The sequence below is a fragment of the Winogradskyella wandonensis genome (genome assembly GCF_004346845.1).
Classification (GTDB): domain Bacteria; phylum Bacteroidota; class Bacteroidia; order Flavobacteriales; family Flavobacteriaceae; genus Winogradskyella; species Winogradskyella wandonensis.
The window spans coordinates 861,292-882,055 of the sequence record NZ_SMGI01000001.1 but is presented as its reverse complement, the minus strand read 5'-3'; the positions used below and the strand labels follow the sequence as shown (position 1 = coordinate 882,055).

Annotated in this window: 8 protein-coding genes; 4 read left to right on the top strand and 4 right to left on the bottom strand. The window is 36.3% G+C overall.

The annotated features are described in order from the left end of the window. Nucleotides 1-52 precede the first annotated feature (52 nt). Together DFQ05_RS04010 and DFQ05_RS04005 are read left to right on the top strand one after the other, a co-directional pair. On the top strand, nt 53-8,266 hold the full coding sequence (locus DFQ05_RS04010) for a T9SS type B sorting domain-containing protein (RefSeq protein WP_132703796.1): 8,214 nt from the start codon (nt 53-55) through the stop codon (nt 8,264-8,266). 26 nt (nt 8,267-8,292) lie between these two features. Continuing rightward, entirely contained in the window at nt 8,293-9,282 is a 990-nt protein-coding gene (locus DFQ05_RS04005; protein WP_132703794.1) for a PorP/SprF family type IX secretion system membrane protein, read from the top strand. Nucleotides 9,283-9,347: 65 nt separating this feature from the next. Here the strand turns inward: DFQ05_RS04005 and DFQ05_RS04000 are convergent, their stop codons facing one another. From DFQ05_RS04000 to DFQ05_RS13735, 3 genes are all read right to left on the bottom strand, one after another. Continuing rightward, nucleotides 9,348-9,728 carry a hypothetical protein gene (locus DFQ05_RS04000; RefSeq protein ID WP_073086823.1) on the bottom strand — a complete coding sequence of 127 codons (381 nt, stop codon included), beginning with the start codon at nt 9,726-9,728 and terminating at the stop codon, nt 9,348-9,350. A 12-nt stretch (nt 9,729-9,740) separates the two neighbouring features. Next, nucleotides 9,741-11,861, bottom strand: coding sequence for an elongation factor G (locus DFQ05_RS03995; protein WP_132703792.1), 2,121 nt, complete (start codon nt 11,859-11,861; stop codon nt 9,741-9,743). Nucleotides 11,862-12,015: 154 nt separating this feature from the next. Then, nucleotides 12,016-16,788: a T9SS type B sorting domain-containing protein gene (locus tag DFQ05_RS13735; protein ID WP_132703790.1), complete on the bottom strand. Its 4,773-nt coding sequence runs from the start codon at nt 16,786-16,788 to the stop codon at nt 12,016-12,018. A gap of 179 nt (nt 16,789-16,967) precedes the next feature. On the opposite strand from DFQ05_RS13735, the gene DFQ05_RS03985 reads away from it, so the two are divergent. Continuing rightward, nucleotides 16,968-17,894 (top strand): peptidoglycan DD-metalloendopeptidase family protein, encoded by a 927-nt coding sequence (locus tag DFQ05_RS03985; protein ID WP_132703788.1) that lies wholly within the window; start codon nt 16,968-16,970, stop codon nt 17,892-17,894. Nucleotides 17,895-17,973: 79 nt separating this feature from the next. Next, nucleotides 17,974-20,160 (top strand): acylase, encoded by a 2,187-nt coding sequence (locus DFQ05_RS03980; protein WP_132703786.1) that lies wholly within the window; start codon nt 17,974-17,976, stop codon nt 20,158-20,160. Here DFQ05_RS03980 and DFQ05_RS03975 read toward each other — a convergent pair. Further along, nucleotides 20,157-20,735, bottom strand: a complete 579-nt coding sequence (locus DFQ05_RS03975; RefSeq protein WP_132703784.1) for a DUF4251 domain-containing protein — start codon at nt 20,733-20,735, stop codon at nt 20,157-20,159. The two genes, DFQ05_RS03980 and DFQ05_RS03975, sit on opposite strands and share 4 nt — an antisense overlap. Nucleotides 20,736-20,764 lie beyond the last annotated feature (29 nt).

Genomic DNA, 20,764 nt, shown 5'->3' with positions numbered 1-20,764 from the left:
TTTTAACCTAAGCCCCAAACAATTGGTTAAGAATTCATAAACAAGAATTATCATGAAAAAACCTACTTTTTCTAAGATAGCCACTATAATAATTTCGGTTTTTATAGGACTGCAAGCGTATGCACAAAATTACGTACCCTTTACCCCACGATTTAATCAAGATTTAAAAGGTGATATTATCCTAATTGGAAATAATATTCTTGGTCCAGATAACAATGCCTTTAATGATAATTCAGTTTACAATCACAACGTCGATATGCAATATATCGATATTGATGGCGACCCAAGCACGTTTAGTTCTTCTAGTGCAGATTTAGATATACCTAATCCTAATTGTTACGAAATTATATATGCAGGACTTTATTGGGGCGCTGTTAGTCCAGGAGATGAACCCATCACCAATGTTAGGTTTAGTGGGCCTACAGGTGGTTATAACGATATTACAGGAACCATAATTTATGATGCAGGTAACACCTCTGTAGATGGCGGTGATAGTTTTTCCTATGCCTGTTTTGCCGATGTTACAGATATTGTAACCAATCTTGGTAACGATTTAGGAACTTACACCGTTGCTAATGTATCGGCAGCTACTGGAGAAACTTCGACTTTCGACCCGTATAATGGCACTGGACAATCTGCTGGTTGGTCTCTATTTGTAGTTTACGAAGATCCAACATTACCAGGGAAGTCCATTACAAGTTTCGATGGATTTAGCGCCATAAGTGTTCCAGGTGGGAATCCTAATTTAGATATAAATGTATCTGGATTTAGAACTGTCCCTGCTCCTGCTCCAGTTAGAGCAAATTTTGCTTTTGCTACACTCGAAGGTGATAGTCCAATTTTAGGAGATAGATTACTCCTTAATGGAGTTCCACTATCTACAGTAGATAGACCTGTTGGCAACTTTTTTAATAGCTCCGTGACGCAACTTGATGCCACACCTGTTAACGATAGAGTGCCAAACAGTACAAACACATTAGGTTTCGACACTGGTGTCATGGCTGTGCCAAATCCAGGAAATTCAGTGATAGCGAATGATGCTACAAGTGCAACAGTACGTTTAGAAACGAGCGGCGATACGTATTTCAATTATTTCTTCGCTTTTGCTGTAGATATAATAGAACCTAATATAGTTTTGACTAAAATTGTTGAAGACGATTCTGGTAACGACATTGGTGGCCAAGGTGTAGGGCTGTCTACACCACTTAATTATGTTATTGGAATTCAGAATACCGGAAATGATAACGCGACCAATCTTCAAATAAGGGATATTCTTCCTATAAACATCATCTATAATCATCCAACAGATTTAGTATTACCCGCAGGTGTAACCGTATCTAGTTACAATCCTGTTACACGCGAATTAATCTTTGATGTAGCAGATTATTTGGTTGAAGAAAACGACCCTAGAATCGAAATTAGAATAGAAGTTCAGACCGTAGATTCGTGTAACCAATTGGCAGATGCATGTTCAAATATTATTAATAATCAAGCATATGCGACCTACAACGGATTTTTTAATCCCACTTTTGAGATAACCGATGACCCTAGTGTCAATAGCAATACAGGTTGCTTATTAAGTCCGCAAGCAACTAACTTTTTAATTAACTTAGATTGTACTTTTGAGTATGACCAAGTTCTATGTGGCTCGACATTAGATTTAACAGCAGCCAATGGATATACCTCCTATTCTTGGTCTACAAGTCCTTCTGGTACGCCTGTTATAGGAACAACACAAACAATAACTGTTTCTAATACAGGAACATATTATGCTTTTAATACTGCAGATGCACCTTGCCAGTCTATAGTACAGCAATTTAATGTAGAGCTTTTTGGAAGTACCACTACCAATCCTGTTATTCCATATGCAGATGAAGTGGTTATTTGTCCTAATGACGGGAAAGAGTTGCCAAATATTTATTTATGTGGTGCTGAGGACTTTGTGGATATAGATACTGATATATCGGGTGCTTCGTCTATAGTATGGGAGCAACTCGACGAAAATAGTTGTCCTGCTGTTAGCGATACAGATTGTGCAAACGAGGACACTAGCTGTACATGGAATGAAGTGGCCACAGGTCAAGATTTTGTAGCAGACACTGCAGGTCAATATAGATTAACAATTAATTATCAAGGTGGTTGTTTTGTTCAGTTCTATTTTAACGTGTATGAAAATTTATTGAATCCATCTGTACTTGCCGAAGATATCATTTGTACATCGCCTGGAAGTATAATTGTTAATGATGTGCCTTCGGGATACGAATACAGTCTAGATGGTGTTAATTATCAACCTAGTAACGTGTTTACCGTAAACACTCCAGGACTATACACCGTTTATATTAGACAAATTGGAATAGCTACAAACCCATGTGTTTTTACAGTTCCAGATGTGCTAATAAGAGTAAGAGATTTTAATGTGTCATCTGTAGTGACGCAACCATTGTGTCATGGTGAGTTTGGTAGTATACAAGTCTCGGCAAATGATGTAGAACCACAATATACGTTTACAATTTCACAAGGTGGAAGCATTGTAAATACTGTCGGGCCAATTATCGAGAACACCTATAATTTTAATAATCTAAATCCAGGAACATACACATTAACCGTAGAAACAGAAGATGGTTGTATATATTCTGAAGATTTAGATATTACTGAGCCTCCGCTGTTAACTGTAACTGCTGCTTTAACTACGCCACTTACGTGCGTTGATGGAGAAATAACAATATATCCAGAAGGTGGTACTGGTCCTTATTTCTATTTTATAAATAGTACTACAGATTTTCAGACTGTACCAGAATATACTGTTACAAGTGCAGGAACTTATAATATCACTGTCATTGATGCTAATAATTGTTCTGCCACGACTACAATTGAGGTCGAAGCTGCTTTATCTCCAGACTTTACAGTAGCTGTGACTGATATTTTATGTCCTGGAGATAATAGTGGTAGTATTACCATCGATGTAATTAACGCCAATGGAAATAGTATTGCTTATAGTATTGATAACGGTATAAGTTTTACAAATTCGAATGTATTTGCTGGTTTAACAGCAGGAACTTATAATATAGTTTTAGAATATACATTTGGCGGTAGTACTTGTACAACTGCGCCCCAAATTGTAACAATTAATGAAAATCCGCCAATAACAGGCACTGCAGAATTAAGTGCACCTTTTACTTGTACAGACAATGGTATTATAACAGTTACAGGTGTCGCTGGTGGTGATGCACCTTATCAGTATAGTTTAGATGGGATTAATTTTCAACCTAGTAATACATTTACTGGCTTGACTCAAGGGACATATATCGTTACTATAACAGACGACAGTGGTTGTGCTGTTATAACTAATTCAATTACAATAGCGCCTTTAAATCCACCTACGGATTTAGAATTTAGTCACCTTCCTATTGACTGTTCGACTAATACAACTACTGTATCTATCACCAATATAGTGGGTGGCACAGGCAATTTGGAGTTTCAAATTACTGCACCTGCATCGTATGCTACACCTTATCAATCGTCGACATCATTCTCTGGTTTAGAGCCTGGGACGTATACTTTTCAAGTAAGAGATGAAAATAATTGTGAGTATAGTGAAACTTACACAATAGACCCGTTACCAACGACTACCGTAAATGTGGTGTTAACTGAGGCTCTAGACTGTACTACTTCACCTGATGCAGTAATTACAGGAACAATTAATGGAATTGCACCGTTTAATTATGGTGTATCCATAAACGGTTCAGCGTTTACAAATTTAGGTACTACAGGCAACACATTTACATATTCTACGAGTACTGCAAGTGATTATCAATTTGAAATTACTGACGGGAATGGATGCACATCTTTGTCTTCAATTATAACCATAAACCCAATTACGCCACCATCAATTTTAGCATTAGTGCAAAGTCAGGATATAAACTGTAATGGTGAATTATCAGGGGCAATCGATATTACTATTGATAATACACAAGGTACGCCACCATTTGTGATTACTGTTATTAATGACAGCACTGGGACAGATTATGGAAATCAAACCACTAGCTTACCAGCTGGAGACTACACCATAACCATCACAGATGCTAACTTTTGTACAGATACACAAAGCATAACCATAGCTCAACCCGACCCTATTATTGTTAATTACAGTACGGTAGATATTACATGTACCGCTTCTGGCGTTTCTCAAGGTTCTGTCATTGTCGATTCCGTAACTGGTGGTACTGCGCCATATAACTACTTTGTGACAGGAACTAATGGCTATTCCAATTTAGAGCTTAATGCTACTGGGTCAACATCTGTAAGTTTCGATGTTGTAGATTTTGGCTTGTACGAAATTAATGTGGTAGATGCCAATGGCTGTTTTGTTTTGGTACAGGATGTTTTAGTGGCTTCACCTCCATCAGATTTAGATATTACTATTACACCTACTGTGAACTGTTCTACAGGTGGTGAAGCTACTATAGCTGTAAGTTCTGCGCTTAGTAGCTCTGGCCCTTTCTTCTTTTCGATTTATCAAGAGCCATTTGTACCTTATACTGTTGGTGACCCAAATTGGTTGGCAGAGAATCCAGCAGGAAGTGCTTCGACAATCTTTACAGGATTAATTCCTGGTGTACAATATACCTTTGTGGTATACGACAGCGCTACTAATTGTACGTATTACGAAACATCTACAGCATCTATACCAACAAACTCAACATTAACGCTAAGTGCATTTGGCAGTAACAATATTACGTGTACAGGTAATGCAGATGGTAATGTATCATTTACAGTAGAAAGTGTCTATACATCTAATGTAGATATTAGCTATCAGGTTTTAGAGACTCAGTCTTTAACACCTGTTGGGACAATAGGTACAGGAACGGTTCCTGCCAATGGAAATTTAGTAGTAACAGACTTCGAAAATTTACCATTTGGGAATTATTTTGTGTCTATAGTCGAGACTTCTGGTCCCAACGCTGGTTGCGGAATTATAACTGCACCTTTTAATATAACAGAATCACAATTTCCTTTGGATTTATCAGTTGTAGTAAATCAAAATGCCAATTGTAATCCAAACTCAGGAGTTATTTCTGCAGTTGCCGAAAATGGTACTGCACCTTATTTATTTCAGATAACCACAACACCTACAGCACCACTGGCTTTAGATTCTGGTTGGAACTCGGCTAGTACATTCAATTTAGACGCAAATACATATTATGTACATGTATTAGATGCTTACGGTTGTATCGTATCAAGCCCAGCTACGATTCTTCCTATGGATGATTCGCCAGTGATTACAGCTGTTGTAAATGATGACTGTTTGGATGTTGATGGAACGTTTCAAATAGATGTAGATTTAGTTTCATCTGGAATTGCACCTTATAGCATAAGTATTGATGGAGGTGCTTTTCAAACACAGAGTTTTCCATTCACAATTTCAAATTTAGCATCAGGAACTCATACTGTAGAGATTAACGATGCTAATGGTTGTGGGAATCTTGTTTCTGTTGATATTCTACCTGTTTTAGAGCTTACTCCTTCTATAAATACGCCACCAACTTGTAATAATGATGATGGCGAAATCACGTTAACTACCCTAGGAGGTTCTGGTAATTATACGTATGCCGTAGTACCTACTGCTCCAACAATTGTTATTAGTGGTGATACCATAAGTGGTATTCCTTCTGGAGATTATACCATTACGGTTACGGATACGACGACAAGTTGTACCGAAGACGTTTCTGTTTCTTTACCTGAAGCCATCGCTCCGACATTTACAATGACAGGAAATTCAGTGACGTGTTTTGGAGATAATAGTGGTGCTTTTGATTTAGAAATTTTAAATTATTCAGGAGCATACACTTACGAAGTCATTGATGCTTCAAGTGCATCTGTTTTTGGAGTTGTAGCAGCGAATACCTCAACAAATCCCATAACAGTTAGTGGATTAACATCGGGTACATACACCGTTAATATTATACAAACTGATGTGCCATTTTGTTCATCTACTGCCGAAGTAATTATAGGTTCTCCTCAAGAAGAATTATTACTAGATGTAACAGAAACTTCTAACGTTACTTGTAATAATAATCAAGGAACTATCACTGCAATAGCTACAGGTGGTTGGGGTGATTATCAATACGAACTTACAGGAGATGCTACAGTGGCCTATTCTCCAAGTGGAACATTCCCAGATTTATCAGCTGGTAACTATACCGTAAATGTTAGAGATGCTCAGGGTTGTATAGTTTCAGAAAATATTGTTTTAGTAGAACCTACACCAATTGATGCTACGTTTACACCAAGTACAATCATGCTAGATTGTTTTGGTGATGCAAATGCAAGTATAACTATAAGTGCTGTTTCTGGAGGTCAGGGTGATAACTATACATACACACTCAATATGATTTCGCCAGTGGTCACAACTTCTGGACCACAAACATCTAATGTGTTTAACGATTTATCAGCTGGAACATACTCAGTAACTATTACTGATGGCTATGATTGTACAATGACATCTCTAGAAATGACTATTGACGAGCCTTCACCTTTAGAAACAAATCTGGTTTTAGATTCTAGTCAAACATGTGCTACAGAGGCTACTCTAACATTGAGCGCTTCTGGTGGTACAGCACCATATAGCTACAGCACTACTAGTAATTTCGCAACGGTATTAGGTACATTTAACGTATCTACCACTTTTAATGTTCCTGTTGGCACACATTCGTATTATGTTAGAGATGCTAATAACTGTATCACTCCTATTTCTAACGAAATAACTATTGATTCATTACCAGATTTGTCCGTAGAACTTCAATCTGAAAATCCTACGATTAATTGTGCTGGTGATAACTCGGGAAGTATTACCGCCACGGCTACAGGAGGATTAGGCAATTATATCTATACATTACAAGACTTAAGTGGAAATACCATAAACGCCACACAAAATAGCCCAGGTTATTTTACAGAATTAATAGCAGGTGATTATATAGTTTATGTAGAAAGTGGCGACTGTGATTTTACCACAAATACAATATCCATTACAGAGCCAGGCACAATACTTGATGCAAATCTATCTGTTACAAATGTGCAATGTACTGGTACCAACAATGGGTCTATTACTGTAAATGCATCTGGCGGTACAGGAATAATTAAATATGCTATATCACCACAATTAAATCAGTTTTTCGATACAAATGTATTTAATAACCTCGCTCCTGGCACTTACGATATTATCGTACAAGACGAATTAGGTTGTTATCTAACATTTACAGAAACTGTCACAGAACCCGTTCAGGTATTATTGGGGTTAGTGCCTAACTCGATTTTACCTGAGGTTTGTGACGGTGATGCTGATGGCGAATTTAGTGTTGATATTTCTGGAGGTACATTACCATACAGTGTTAGTCTAGATAATTATGATGGCCCGTACACTACTGGAGAAATTGGTCAGACACAATTCGATTTTACAAATTTATCTGGCGGCGACCATATTGTTTATGTTAGAGATGCTGAAGGTTGTGAGTCTGAGTGGAATATTACTTTCCCAGATTCTGCAAGAATAAATCCTGTTGTAGATATTTTTTATAACTGCGAACAAAACGCTCAGATAAATACAGTAACTGTTATTGTAGACGCGTCTATTACAGACATGTCTGAGCTTGATTTTTCGCTCAATGGTGGTCCATATCAAGAGAGTAATATTTTTACAAATATCGCTCCAAACCCAGATAACTATATTGATGTTAGACATAGTAATGGCTGCATCCAAAGAACAGAGCTGTTCGATATGTCAACCTACCAACCTGTAGAACTTGTATTAACTGACGGCGAGGAACTTAATCAAATTGTCGCAGAAGCCTCAGGTGGTACAGGTGATTATACATTTACATTTAATGAAGAAGATTACGGCGCTGAGAACACCTACACTATCAGCCAATCCGGAATATATACAGTCACCGTTACAGATACTAACGGCTGTACAGCAATAGCTCAAGTAGAACGTGAATTTATAGAAATATGTATTCCTAATTACTTTACGCCTAACGGCGATGGTGTCGTGGACACTTGGGCGCCTGGATGCATCCAAAACTATCCTAATCTAGAATTTGACATTTTCGATAGATATGGTCGTAAAGTCGCTACCTATCGTGCTGGAGAATATTGGGATGGACGTTACAATGGAACCGAACTACCTACAGGAGATTACTGGTATGTCGTTAGGCCTAACAACGACACCGTTAGAGAATCGTTTGTCGGGCATTTTACACTTTATCGTTAATCCTAAATCTACAAAAACAACCCCAAATGAAAAATTACCTACTATATATACTAATGTTCTTATCAAGCTGTATAACGGCTCAAGAACTTAATTTACCTGTTTTTACACAGTATTTAGCAGATAACGAGTTTGTAATATCTCCAACATTTGCTGGTATTGGAGATAACATGAGAATTAGAGCTAATGGTCTAACCCAATGGGTTGGTATTAAAGGAGCGCCAGATAATCAAGCCTTATATGCAGATTTCAGAATATCTAACCGTTCTGGTATAGGTGTAAGTGCTTATAATGACAAAAATGGAAATACACGACAAAAAGGAATTAAGTTCTCTTTTGCCCATCATTTAACTTTGGATTATAAGTCCAAACAATATCTGTCTTTAGGACTTTCTTACAATGTTAATAGTTTTAGAATTGATATCGAGAATTTTGTGGCTACTCCAGATATTCCAATCGTAGACCCTAGTGTTATAGATGATCGCTCGCAAACCAATAATAATTTCGATGTTGGTTTTTTATACAGATACAAAAATTTCTTTTTTAGCTTTAATGCCAATAACCTATTAGAAAAAGATGTAAACCCTTTTATAGGTGTTGAGCCAAATAGCCTTTTGAATTTTCAGGCATATACGGGTCTTGTTATGCGAAGTGAAAGTAATAGAAGAGTTGAATACGAACCTTCTGTTTTTTATCAACGTTTTAATAGTGATGGGCGCTCTAGTACAGATATTAATTTTAAGTATAGAAAGTTTACCAATCGCGAAGGCGATTACTATTGGATAGGTGCTTCTTATCGATTTTTAAATGATCAAATTCTGAAGCCTTTAAACATTGGTCCAATGGCAGGAATAATGATGAATAAATTTTATTTCGCGTATTCCTATCAAATTACCATAAACGATTTAGCAGCATATAACTCTGGTACCCATATGATTACCATTGGTATTGATTTTCTTCAAAATGCTAGTAATTGTGCTTGTACTACTGGTGCAAGACGCTATTGGAAATATCAATAATTAAACAATAAAAAAAGCCATAAATTTTTATATCTATGGCTTTTGATAATTGATTTAGTTAGGTTTTAAAGCACTTCTAAGAAATAGTCCATCATTTCTTCCTTAAGCTCGTAATGCAGTTTTATATATGTTCGCATATCTTCTTTTAAGGTATTTTGTTCATTTTGTAATCGACCATCTATATTCTCATTAATATCAGCATTAATGATATTAGCCATTTTATTTCTACATCTATGTAAAAGCTTAGAAATAGCATCTTTTTCTATCATTATTCTATTCTGAAAAACCTCTAGTTTTACTAACACCATAGGGTCTTGTTCGCGTTTTACAATCTCTTCAAGTTTTTCTTGAAATGTATCCATCTCGTTAAAATGAAAACGTAGTTCACGTTTCCAAGTATCTATATTAAACTTTAAATCGCTTAAATACATTAATTTAGTTTGCATATCTCTTTGGTTTTATACGGTTAATAATTCTCGTTTTTGTATAATTTCTTTCTGAATATGATTCGGTACAACAGCGTAACCGTCAAATTTTGAAGTATATGTGGCACGTCCTTGTGTAATTGAACGTAACTGACTTGAAAAATCTGAAAGCTCTGCACTCGGAATTGTACATTTTAGTATCTGATAATGCGTTTCTGTATCAATACCTTGGATAATGGCTCGACGGCTTTGCAATTCGGTCATTACATTTCCTATCATTGATTCCGGAAGACGTAATTCCATTTTCTCAGTAGGTTCTAAAAGTTTTGGATTTGCATTTAAAAAAGCATCTTTAAATGCGTGCGCTCCAGCAATCTTAAAAGAAATATCATTAGAATCTACAGGGTGCATTTTTCCGTCATAGACAATAGCTCTTACATCTCTTATAAAAGAATCTGTTAAGGGTCCAGATTCCATAACCTCTAAAATACCTTTCATTATAGAAGGTAAATAGCGCTGATCTATTACACCACCGACGATGCAATTATAAAACACTAATTTTCCGTCCCATGGCAAATCAACCACTTCTTTACCACGCAAAGAGAAACCTTCTGGTTCTGGCATACCCTCAAAATAAGGTTCTATTTTAAGATGTACTTGGCCAAATTGCCCAGAGCCGCCGCTCTGTTTTTTGTGTCTATAATTGGCTGTTGCGCTTCTCTGAATAGTTTCGCGATAAGAAATTTTTGGCGTTTCAAATCGAGGTGTTACGTCATAAATATTCTCTAAAAGCCAAGTAAGTGTCGCTAAATGTAATTCGCCTTGAGTGCCTACCAAAGTTTGTTTGGTTTCGCTATTGTAGCTTACATCTATTGTTAAATCTTGACTGTGAATACGTCTCAATGCCTCACTGAGTTTTTCTTCTTCAGATTTATCTGCTGCAAAGGCCGCTTTAACCAATCTTGGTTGTGGATATTTTATTGGTTTAATAGTTCCTGCTTCGGCTTTTGTAGCTAAGGTATCATTAGTTTCGGTAAACTTTAATTTGGTGGTTGCCCCTATATCTCCAACCGTAAGTTTTTCTACCGAATGCTTCTGTTTACCATCCATTATGTATAATTGATTGATGGTTTCAGATTCTCCAGTACGCGTATTAAAAAGCTTATCGTTACAGCTAACCTCACCAGACATAACTTTGAAGAATGTGATTTGTCCTAAGTTAGGTTGATAAATTGTTTTAAAAACAAACAAAGAGGTATCTGCACTTACATCAGGAGTAATTAGTTGCCCTTCAATCGTTTGTTCTGGTTTTAAATCAGCGGCTGCAGGTGCAACATTATCTATAAAGCCCATTAAACGACCTGTTCCCATGTCTTTTAATGCCGAAACGCAGAATACAGGAAACATATCGTGATTAAGCATACCTAGCTTAATTCCCTTACGTAACTCGTCTTCGTTAAGTGTGCCCTTGTCGAAATACAATTCCATGAGCTCTTCATCATTTTCGGCAGCCTTTTCTACCAAAATATTATGCAGTTCATTGGCATAGTCTAATTGTGCCTCTGGGATAGGAAGCTTTTCTGGTTTTCCGCCTTCGGGCCCAAATTTATAACAGCGCATTTTTAGTACATCGATTATACATTGCGCACCGTCAATAACTACCGGATATTGAATTAGTACCGCATTATTTCCTACCAATTCTTTAAGGCTATTAAAGCTCATCTCAAAATTGGCTTTTTCACTATCTATTTTGTTAATAACAAATAATGTAGGTTTATGAAAACGGTCTGCGTAATTCCAAATGATTTCTGTACCAATATCTGCACCATGTTTGGCATTAATCACCGTAACAATAGTGTCTGATACACGAATAGCAGATATAATATCACCTATAAAATCATCTAACCCAGGAGTATCAATAATGTTTATTTTATAGTTGCGCCATTCGGTATGTAAAGGTGTAGAAAAAACGGAAGCACCGCGTTGGTGCTCAAACTCATGATAATCGGATACAGTATTTTTTTGCTCTACAGTGCCACGTCTGTTAATTAAACCTGCCTCATAGAGCATGGTTTCAGATAGTGTGGTTTTGCCAGAGCGATGAGCACCAACAAAAGCCACATTTTTAATGTGTTTATTGTCAAATACTTTCATATAATTTGATTTATCAGTTAACGATTCCTTGAAAAAAATAATCTCTTAAAGATAACTCTGATAAATCGTAAAAAATATGACGCCTGTTAGGTTTCGATAATAAAATATTAGAACATTCTAATAATTAAAAATGAATATATTCAACAAAGATTTACTAACGTTTTAACGTAAAATGACCTGTTAAATTAGAACCTTCAAAACGTTCTATTTGGTACCAATAATCACTGTTAGGCAATGGTGTGCCATTAAATTGCCCATCCCAACCCACAGATGTAGACGATAATGTTTTTAGGAGCTTGCCAAATCTATCGAATATATAAATACGTTTTATTTCGTTTTGAGGGTCTTCTACTCGCCAATAATCGTGATTAGAATCATTATTTGGTGTAAAGAATTTTGGGATAATTATCTGTCTATTTTCAGTTGTAAACTGAAACGTAAAACAATCTAAGGCATTACCGGCTTCGTTATATGGCGTAATATTTACAAATATTAACGTATTGTCTGGTAATTCTGTACTTGGATTGAATGTGGTAGTATTACCAACATCGACGCCATCAACAATGGTATCTAAGTCTTCTGTTTCTATAGATAATATATACCCGTCTGCATTATTAATCATGTCCCAAGAAATCGAAGTAGTCACCAAAACATCTTCCGCATTATCGGCAGGCGAAATCATTTCGGTACATTTTGGGATAATAACTTCAGTTTCAAAAACTATCTCGTTACAGCCAATAGCTTCGCCTTCAGAATTATAAGGAATAATTGTAAGATATAATGTGGTTTCACTTGGCAAATCTTCGGATAACGTTATTGAAGTGCCATTTCCTACATCTAGATTATCCACAACATCAGTTGCTCCAGTTGATGTGCCAATATTTAGTATGTAGCCATCAGCATAAAGAACACTATTCCAACTAATTTCAGTATTAACAGCAACATTTATTGCTCCGTTCATCGGCGCTGAAATTATAGCACATTCTGGTATTAAAAGTTCTGTAGTGAAACTTGGTCCTACACAAAACATATTTACACCAGCTGAATTATATGGGTGAATTGAAACAAAAATTTCTGTGTTTTGTGGTAAATCTGCAGGGAAATTATAAGTGGTTACATTACCAACATCTACCGCATTAACGATATCTGTGCCATCTGGTTGTGTACCAACATTAACAATATAACCTGTTGCATTAGAAACCGAACCCCATTCTAAGCCAGTAGTAATAGAAACATCTGTAGAACCATCAATAGGAACTACAAGATTGGTACATTCTGGGATAACTTCTGTTGTAGTAAATCTATCATCGCCACAGGCAAGGCTATCTCCAAAGTCGTTATAAGAAATAATGGTTACGTAAATCGTCGTATTACTTGGCAAAGGTGATGCTGGTGTAAATGTGGTGACATTACCAACATCTGTTAATGCTACAATGTCATCCAATCCTGTTGCTGTTCCAAGAGAAATTTGGTAGCCTGTTGTATTTGCACTTGGCGGCCAAGAAATAGATGTATCTAGAGGAACATTGACTGCATCGTAAACGGGAAACGACATATTTGTACATCCAATAGGAAGTATTTCTGTTGTAAAACTATACGCTGAACAATTCACGGCATTACCTATTGCATTATATGGCGTAATGGATACATATATCGTTTCGCCTTGCGGTAAATCTGAAACAAACGTATAGTTGTTGGTATTGCCAACATCTTCTGCATCCACAATATTGTTACCACCAGGAGTTGTTCCAACTGTTAAAATATAACCGTCTGTATAAGCTGTTGTATCCCATTGTAAATTAGTTGTGATAGGGACATCCGTTAATGCTGCTGGTGATAATAGAGTTGTTGTGCAATCTGGTATTAGTAACTCTGTTGTAAATGAAATCTCATTACATCCCGAAGCATTTCCTGAAGTATTGTAAGGTATGACAGTTACAAATATCTCGGTATTTTGCGGTAATTCATTTGACAAAGTATATGTCGTAACATTACCTACATCGCCATTAAATAGTTCTGCTCCACCTGTCGTTGTTCCCACATTAAGAGTATATCCAGATGCATTAGCAACGGCATCCCATACAAATGAGGCATTTATATCAATATTTGTAGCACCATTTGCTGGTGATGTAATTGTGGTACATGAAGGCGGCAGAAGTACTGTGGTAAAAGATTCTTCAGCGCAGTTTATAGCAGTTTCGGTTGCATTGTAAGGAACAACTGTAACAAATATTTCTGTATTCTGCGGAAAGCTACTCGGCAAATCATAGGTTAAAACATTACCAACATCTCCTGAAAAAATATCTGTACCACCAGAACTTGTTCCGACATTTAAGGTATAGCCTGTTGCGCCGGTGACCGAATTCCAATTTAAAATAGCATCTACTGCTACATCCATATCGCCGCTACTTGGCGATGTTAGGTTTGTACAGGCTAATCCCATAGACTCCGTCATAAAGGACTCATTAACACAACCTGTAGCATTGCCAAGACCATTATACGGCGTTATTGTAATGTAATATGTCTCGCCTGGCATAAAGTCCGATGGTGGATTGAATACTGTTGTATTACCAACATCTAACATATCGTAAACATCATTGCCACCCGGTGTAGTTCCAATAGTCACGAAATAACCAGTAGCAAAATCTGCAGGAGACCATTCTAAATTTGTATAAGTTGGTAACGTGGCACTAGCATAAGCAGGCAATAAAGCGGTACAAATTGTCGGAGATTCTATAGCACTAGTGGTAAAAGTATCTGTAGTATTATCACAAGTCAACACATTTCCAGAGGCAAAATATGGCGTGATTGTTACGTAAACTAGAGTATTAGGTGGTAGATTGGTTCCAATATTATAAGACGTTACATCTTCTACATCACCAGTAAAAATATCAGTTCCGCCAGAAGTTGTTCCTATGCTTAATATATAACCGCAAGCACCAGCATTAGAGGTCCATTCTATAGTTTGATTCAAAGGGATATTTGTACTTCCAGCGATTGGAGTCACTAAACTACTGCACGTTTCGGCAGGTGAAATGATGTTGAGCGTTATATCGTTTCGTCTTAACAATAAATTTTTTCCACCTGTACCTGGCGGATTTGCGTTTTCAAAAGGCACTAAATCGCTCCGTATTTCAGAATGATACACGGCTTGATCACAACTATTTACATTAGTAATTGTATATTCTGGAGCATCTGGAGCATCTGGTATTACCACGCCATCTTTAAACCATACATAATGATTTTGCTCGCCTCTAACTGTTGTAGTTAAGGTAATGTCATCACCAGCATTGACGGTAAAGTTTTCAATATTATTTACGCGAGCTTGTGGTGCGTACCAATATTCGCGCATCACAACGTCTGGCGAAGGACCAATGGAAATCGTAGTTAAAAGACTAACTAAACCAAGATGTTGTGCTTCAAAATCTCCAAAATGGAATCGATTTTCATTTATAAATAGTTCAAAACGTCTGGTCTGAATGGTTGGGTCGTATAAACCATAAAAGTCTGGAATAGGACCTTCTAAAAAATTATTGTTAGCTATTAATCTACCACTAAGTCTACCTTGGTTGGCTACTATATTTGCAAACTGATTTAAAATATCATTTCCAGGAAATAAATTATGAGACAAATTAAACGAATTCAAATCTACATTTTGCGTTATATCTAAAGACTCGATTTGGTTATAAGAAACATCTAAACTAATGAGCTCGATATTCTGAGTTAAATCGAAACCTGTTGTAGTTAAAAGATTATTGTTTATACTCATGGTTAATAATTCCACATTTTGCGTAACGTCTATATTTGGAATCAAATTGCTGTTTAAATTTAAATACCTAAGAACTGTGTTTTGAGATAAATCTACTCCTGGTAGCTGATTGGTATAAGCCTCAAATCTGTTTAATAACACATTTTGAGTGACATCTAAATTGGTGAAATTATTGACATTTAACCTTAGGGTTTCTAAAAGCGAATTTTGGGTTAAATCAATTGAATTCATGTCGTTTCGGGATAAATCTAAATCCTCCAAAACTGGATTTTGCGTTAAGTCTACTACTAACGGTGTATCTCGATTAGACGTAATGTCAATATCAGTAAGATTAGGAGCTACAGAAAAATCCAAAGGATTTTGGATATCGTGTAAAATGATAAAAATATCCGTAAATGCATTAGAGTTTGGTAAAATTAAATTCTGCACATAAGTGCCCCATAAATACAAATTCTCTAGATTGGTAAATACAGATAAATCTATTGTTGGTATCTCTATGCTCGTAATACGTAAGTCTCTTAGTGTATTTGTTGCTGGTAAAACAATATCAACATTACTACGCCAGCCACCAATTCTAAAACTTTCCAGATTTGTCATCCCAGAAACATCTATGGTTGTGTCTGCTAGATAACGTAAGAAAATATCTATGAGCGTTGGTGTAACAGGAAAAATAAAGTCAGTAACATTATCTAAAAAATCTCCATTAATTGATACTAAATTTATATTTTGAGATAAATCTATCTGAGTAATTGGTGGTGGTGTCCCTGGAAAATCGCCATGCGCAAAGAATGTTTCTAGAAGTATATTTTGCGTTAAGTCTATATTCGCTAAGGCCGAATTATCGTTTGTCCTAAAATTTACCAATCCCGTCAAAGCTGTAGGCGCAATATTAGCAATAAGATTATTTCCCAAATCTAAATCGGTAACATTTACAAAAGCATTAATTCCTGTTATATCTGTAATGTTAGTTGTACCACTTAAGTTAAGCACGGTGACAGATTGGGCATCGACATCTAAAATATCGCCAGTAACACCATTAGTGTCTATTCCTAAATTAATAAGTTCTTGTTCAAAAACTGGGTCAACTACAGTGGTCTGACTGTAACTAAAAACATTAAATAAAAAAGCAATTTGGAAAAGTAGGTAAAAGCGTTTCATGTAGGTATGATTGGTAATTCTTACAAATAACTGAATTTTTACTGTTAAAACAAACACCGTACTATGTTAATTATCAATATGTTTTCTACAAAAAAGTTGGCTGTGTTAAATTTTATTTAAGCCAATACTACTAATCTAAATACATCGTTTACATTTGCAACGTCCTCTAAGTTTGTCTGATGAAATATTTGTCTTTTCTACTTTTTGCCTTACTGATTGGTTTTAATACATCTAGTCAGACTGTTACGAAAGACACGCTGAAGATTGTAATTAAACCAAAAATCGCAAAAGGATTATCCAAACAAGAAATTGTTATACCCTTAGTTAATACAGACACATCCTTACTTAAAGACGTTGATATTAAATCTGAATTTTGGGATACCGTAAACTTTAATCCTTATCGTAATTCAATCGTCAAATTTCCTTTAAATATTACCTTCTCCGATACCACTTATGCAGCTCCAATAAAAAAGAAAAAGGTAATAACGTCTCGCTACGGATGGCGTCGTGGAAGACCACATAGAGGTATAGATATCGATTTAGTTACAGGCGATACTGTTGTAAGTATGCTCGACGGCATTGTTAGGTTTGCTAGGTACAGCCAAGGTCATGGGAAGGTCGTTGTGGTAAGGCATTATAACGGCTTAGAGACTGCTTATGCTCATTTATCCTCTATAAATGTTAAACCAAATGATACTGTTTCAAAAGGACAATTTTTGGGAAAAGGTGGTAATACCGGACGTTCTACGGGCAGTCATTTGCATTTAGTAACGAGTTACAGAGGACAATACATTCATCCAGAATATTTGTTCGATTTTTCTTCAGAAAATAGAATTAGAGCTAAAGAATTATGGGTGACTAAAGAATGGACACGCGCATCATTTTACAATGCTAGAAAAAAGCCTAAATTAAAATTATACACCACAGAAAAAGACGCTTTGGCTAGCCATGTTAAAACACGTAAGGTTTACGTTGTTAAGTCTGGAGATACGCTTTCGAGAATTTCTAAGCGAAACAATGTGTCCATCGCAGCGATTTGTAAAACAAATAGCATTCGTAAAACATCTACACTAAGAGTTGGACAGAAATTAATTTTAGAACTCTAAGACAACTTTCTTTTATTAATTGATGCTATTTTGATTTCTTAACGAAGTCAACTAACTTCACGTTCAAATTTTTTAAACGATGAGATACCTTTCCTTTTTTTTCATTATTCTATTATTTACCGCCTGCAAAACAGAAGAAGCCCAGCTAACCGATGCCGAAAGATGGCAGAATATTGCAGAGAATATCACTATAATTAGAGATAATTTTGGTGTACCTCATATCTACGGAAAATCTGATGCCGACGCAGTTTTTGGACTTTTGTATGCGCAATGCGAAGATGATTTTAATCGCGTAGAACAAAATTACATCTGGGCGACAGGACGTTTAGCTGAAGTCGAAGGTGAATCTACCATTTACAGTGATTTACGCGCAAAATTATTTATGACAGAAGATGAAGCTAAAGAAAACTATAATAAAAGTCCAGATTGGCTAAAAGAACTATGCAACGCCTTTGCCGATGGCATCAATTACTATCTATACACACACCCAGAAGTAAAACCAAAACTAATTACAAAATTCGAACCTTGGATGCCGATGTATTTTTCTGAGGGCTCTATTGGCGGCGATATAGAACGTGTCTCTACTAGACAACTTAAAGCGTTTTACGAAGGTGAAGACTCAAAACAATTTTCTAGTTCCGAAGTAAAAAAAGAAGAACTTGAAGCGGAACCTTCTGGGTCTAATGGAATTGCCATTTCAGGAAAATTAACCAAATCCGGAAATCCTATTTTATTAATTAATCCGCATACATCGTTCTTTTTTCGGGGTGAAGTCCATGTCGTTAGCGAAGAAGGTCTTAATGCTTACGGCGCTGTAACTTGGGGGCAGTTTTTTGTTTATCAAGGCTTCAACGAAAATACAGGTTGGATGCACACCTCTACATATACCGACGTGATTGATGAATTTGAAGAGGATTTAGTAAAGATAGACGATAAATTAATGTACCGTTATGGCGAAGAATTAAGAGAAGTGCAAACGTTTGAAACTACCTTAAAATACAAAGATGGTGATACACTAAAATCTAAAACGTTCCCTTTCTACAGAACGCATCATGGACCAATTACGCAAAGTAAAGATGGTAAATGGATAGCTACAGCCATGATGTGGGAACCCGTAAAAGCCTTGGAGCAATCCTATATACGTACAAAACAAAATGGTTACAAAGGCTTTAGAAACATGATGGATATAAAAACCAATTCGTCTAACAACACCGTCTATGCCGACTCCGAAGGTAATATTGCCTATTTTCATGGCAATTTTATACCAAAACGCGATACTAATTTTGATTACAGACAACCTGTTGATGGTAGCAACCCTAAGACAGATTGGCAAGGTTTGCATGAGGTGGATGAGCATATTACACTTTTAAATCCAAAAAATGGGTGGCTACAAAACTGTAATTCTACTCCTTTTACAGCGGCTGCCGAGTACAGTCCAAAAGCGGAAGATTACCCAAACTACATGTCTTTAAATCGTGAAAATTTTAGAGGTGTCCATGCTATCGATTTATTGTCTAAACACAAAGATTACACATTAGATTCAGTTATAGAACTAGCGCACGACCCATACTTACCAGCTTTCGAAGCTTTGATTCCTGGACTAGTCGAAGCCTACGACCAATATGACGATAAAAATCCTAAATTAAGGGAAGCTGTCAATGTGCTAAGTGTTTGGGATTTTAAAACCTCAAAAGCGTCAGTAGCAATGACCTTAGCTCATTTTTATGGTATGAATGTTCTACGGAATGGTAAACGTCCAGAACCCATGTCGTCGATGGAATTTATGATGTATTTCGGACAACAATCACCTAAGGAAGAACGATTAAAATTGTTTGAAGATGTTATCGATTATTTAACAGAGACCTTTGGTACTTGGAATTTACCATGGGGCGAGGTAAACCGCTATCAAAGACTTAATGGCGATATTAGACAAAAATTTGATGATAACCAACCTAGCATTCCCTTTGGTTTTGCTTCTGGTCGCTGGGGCGCATTAGCTGCTTACGGAGTGAGCTATTCTAACCCAGAAGCGAAGAAAATATACGGAACACGTGGTAACAGTTTCGTCGCTGTAGTAGAGTTTGGAGATAAAGTAAAGGCAAAAAGTATGTTGGCAGGTGGCCAAAGTGGAGACCCAAATTCACCTCATTTTAATGACCAAGCGCAACGCTATGCAGATATGAAATTTAAGGATGTGCCTTACTATAAAGAAGACGTTTTAAAAGTAGCAGAAGAAACTTATCAACCAGGAAAAAGAGCAAACTAATCTGCATTATCTTCTTCGATGGCTTCTATCTGGCCATCGTAAGAAATAATTTGTCGATTTGTACTATTAACTGTTAATCTGGCGTTTCCACCAGCGGTAATTCTAAAATGAAATTTTATAAAGTCGTCTGAGGTTTTTGCTTCGAACTTAATATTTATAATTTTCTTTTTATCGTTAATATCTAAGTCGTAATTGTCTATTTCGCCTTTATACTCAATACCACCTTGATTGTTTATTCTATTTGGAAAGAAAACACGACCAAAGAAAGGCAAAAACAAATCGGTTTTAGAATCTGTAAGTTTTAAAAAATTAGGATTTGTAGAAACATCTACCCGATTACCTTGAAAAATCGCCGCGCCACCTGGCAATGAAAGACCAATATTTGTAGCGTCGTTTCCTAGCGGATTTGCCCATTGGGCTTCGAACTGAAAATTTTGGGATTCTACTAACGTTTTTGTTTGTAAAAACGCTGCTTCTAACTGCGCTTTTTTTTCAGCTTTACGCTCTTGTCGCGACTGAGAAAAGACGCTAAGATTAAAAGCTATTATGGTAACTAATAGGACTAACTTTTTCATTTTTATGCTTTTACATAAAGTTACAACAA

Excerpts from the sequence above, each read along its gene's own strand:
- DFQ05_RS04000 (WP_073086823.1), bottom strand. The coding sequence starts at position 9,728 with ATGCAAACTAAATTAATGTATTTAAGCGATTTAAAGTTTAATATAGAT.
- DFQ05_RS03985 (WP_132703788.1), top strand. The coding sequence starts at position 16,968 with ATGAAATATTTGTCTTTTCTACTTTTTGCCTTACTGATTGGTTTTAAT.
- DFQ05_RS03975 (WP_132703784.1), bottom strand. The coding sequence starts at position 20,735 with ATGAAAAAGTTAGTCCTATTAGTTACCATAATAGCTTTTAATCTTAGC.
- DFQ05_RS04005 (WP_132703794.1), top strand. The coding sequence starts at position 8,293 with ATGAAAAATTACCTACTATATATACTAATGTTCTTATCAAGCTGTATA.
- DFQ05_RS03980 (WP_132703786.1), top strand. The coding sequence starts at position 17,974 with ATGAGATACCTTTCCTTTTTTTTCATTATTCTATTATTTACCGCCTGC.
- DFQ05_RS03995 (WP_132703792.1), bottom strand. The coding sequence starts at position 11,861 with ATGAAAGTATTTGACAATAAACACATTAAAAATGTGGCTTTTGTTGGT.
- DFQ05_RS13735 (WP_132703790.1), bottom strand. The coding sequence starts at position 16,788 with ATGAAACGCTTTTACCTACTTTTCCAAATTGCTTTTTTATTTAATGTT.
- DFQ05_RS04010 (WP_132703796.1), top strand. The coding sequence starts at position 53 with ATGAAAAAACCTACTTTTTCTAAGATAGCCACTATAATAATTTCGGTT.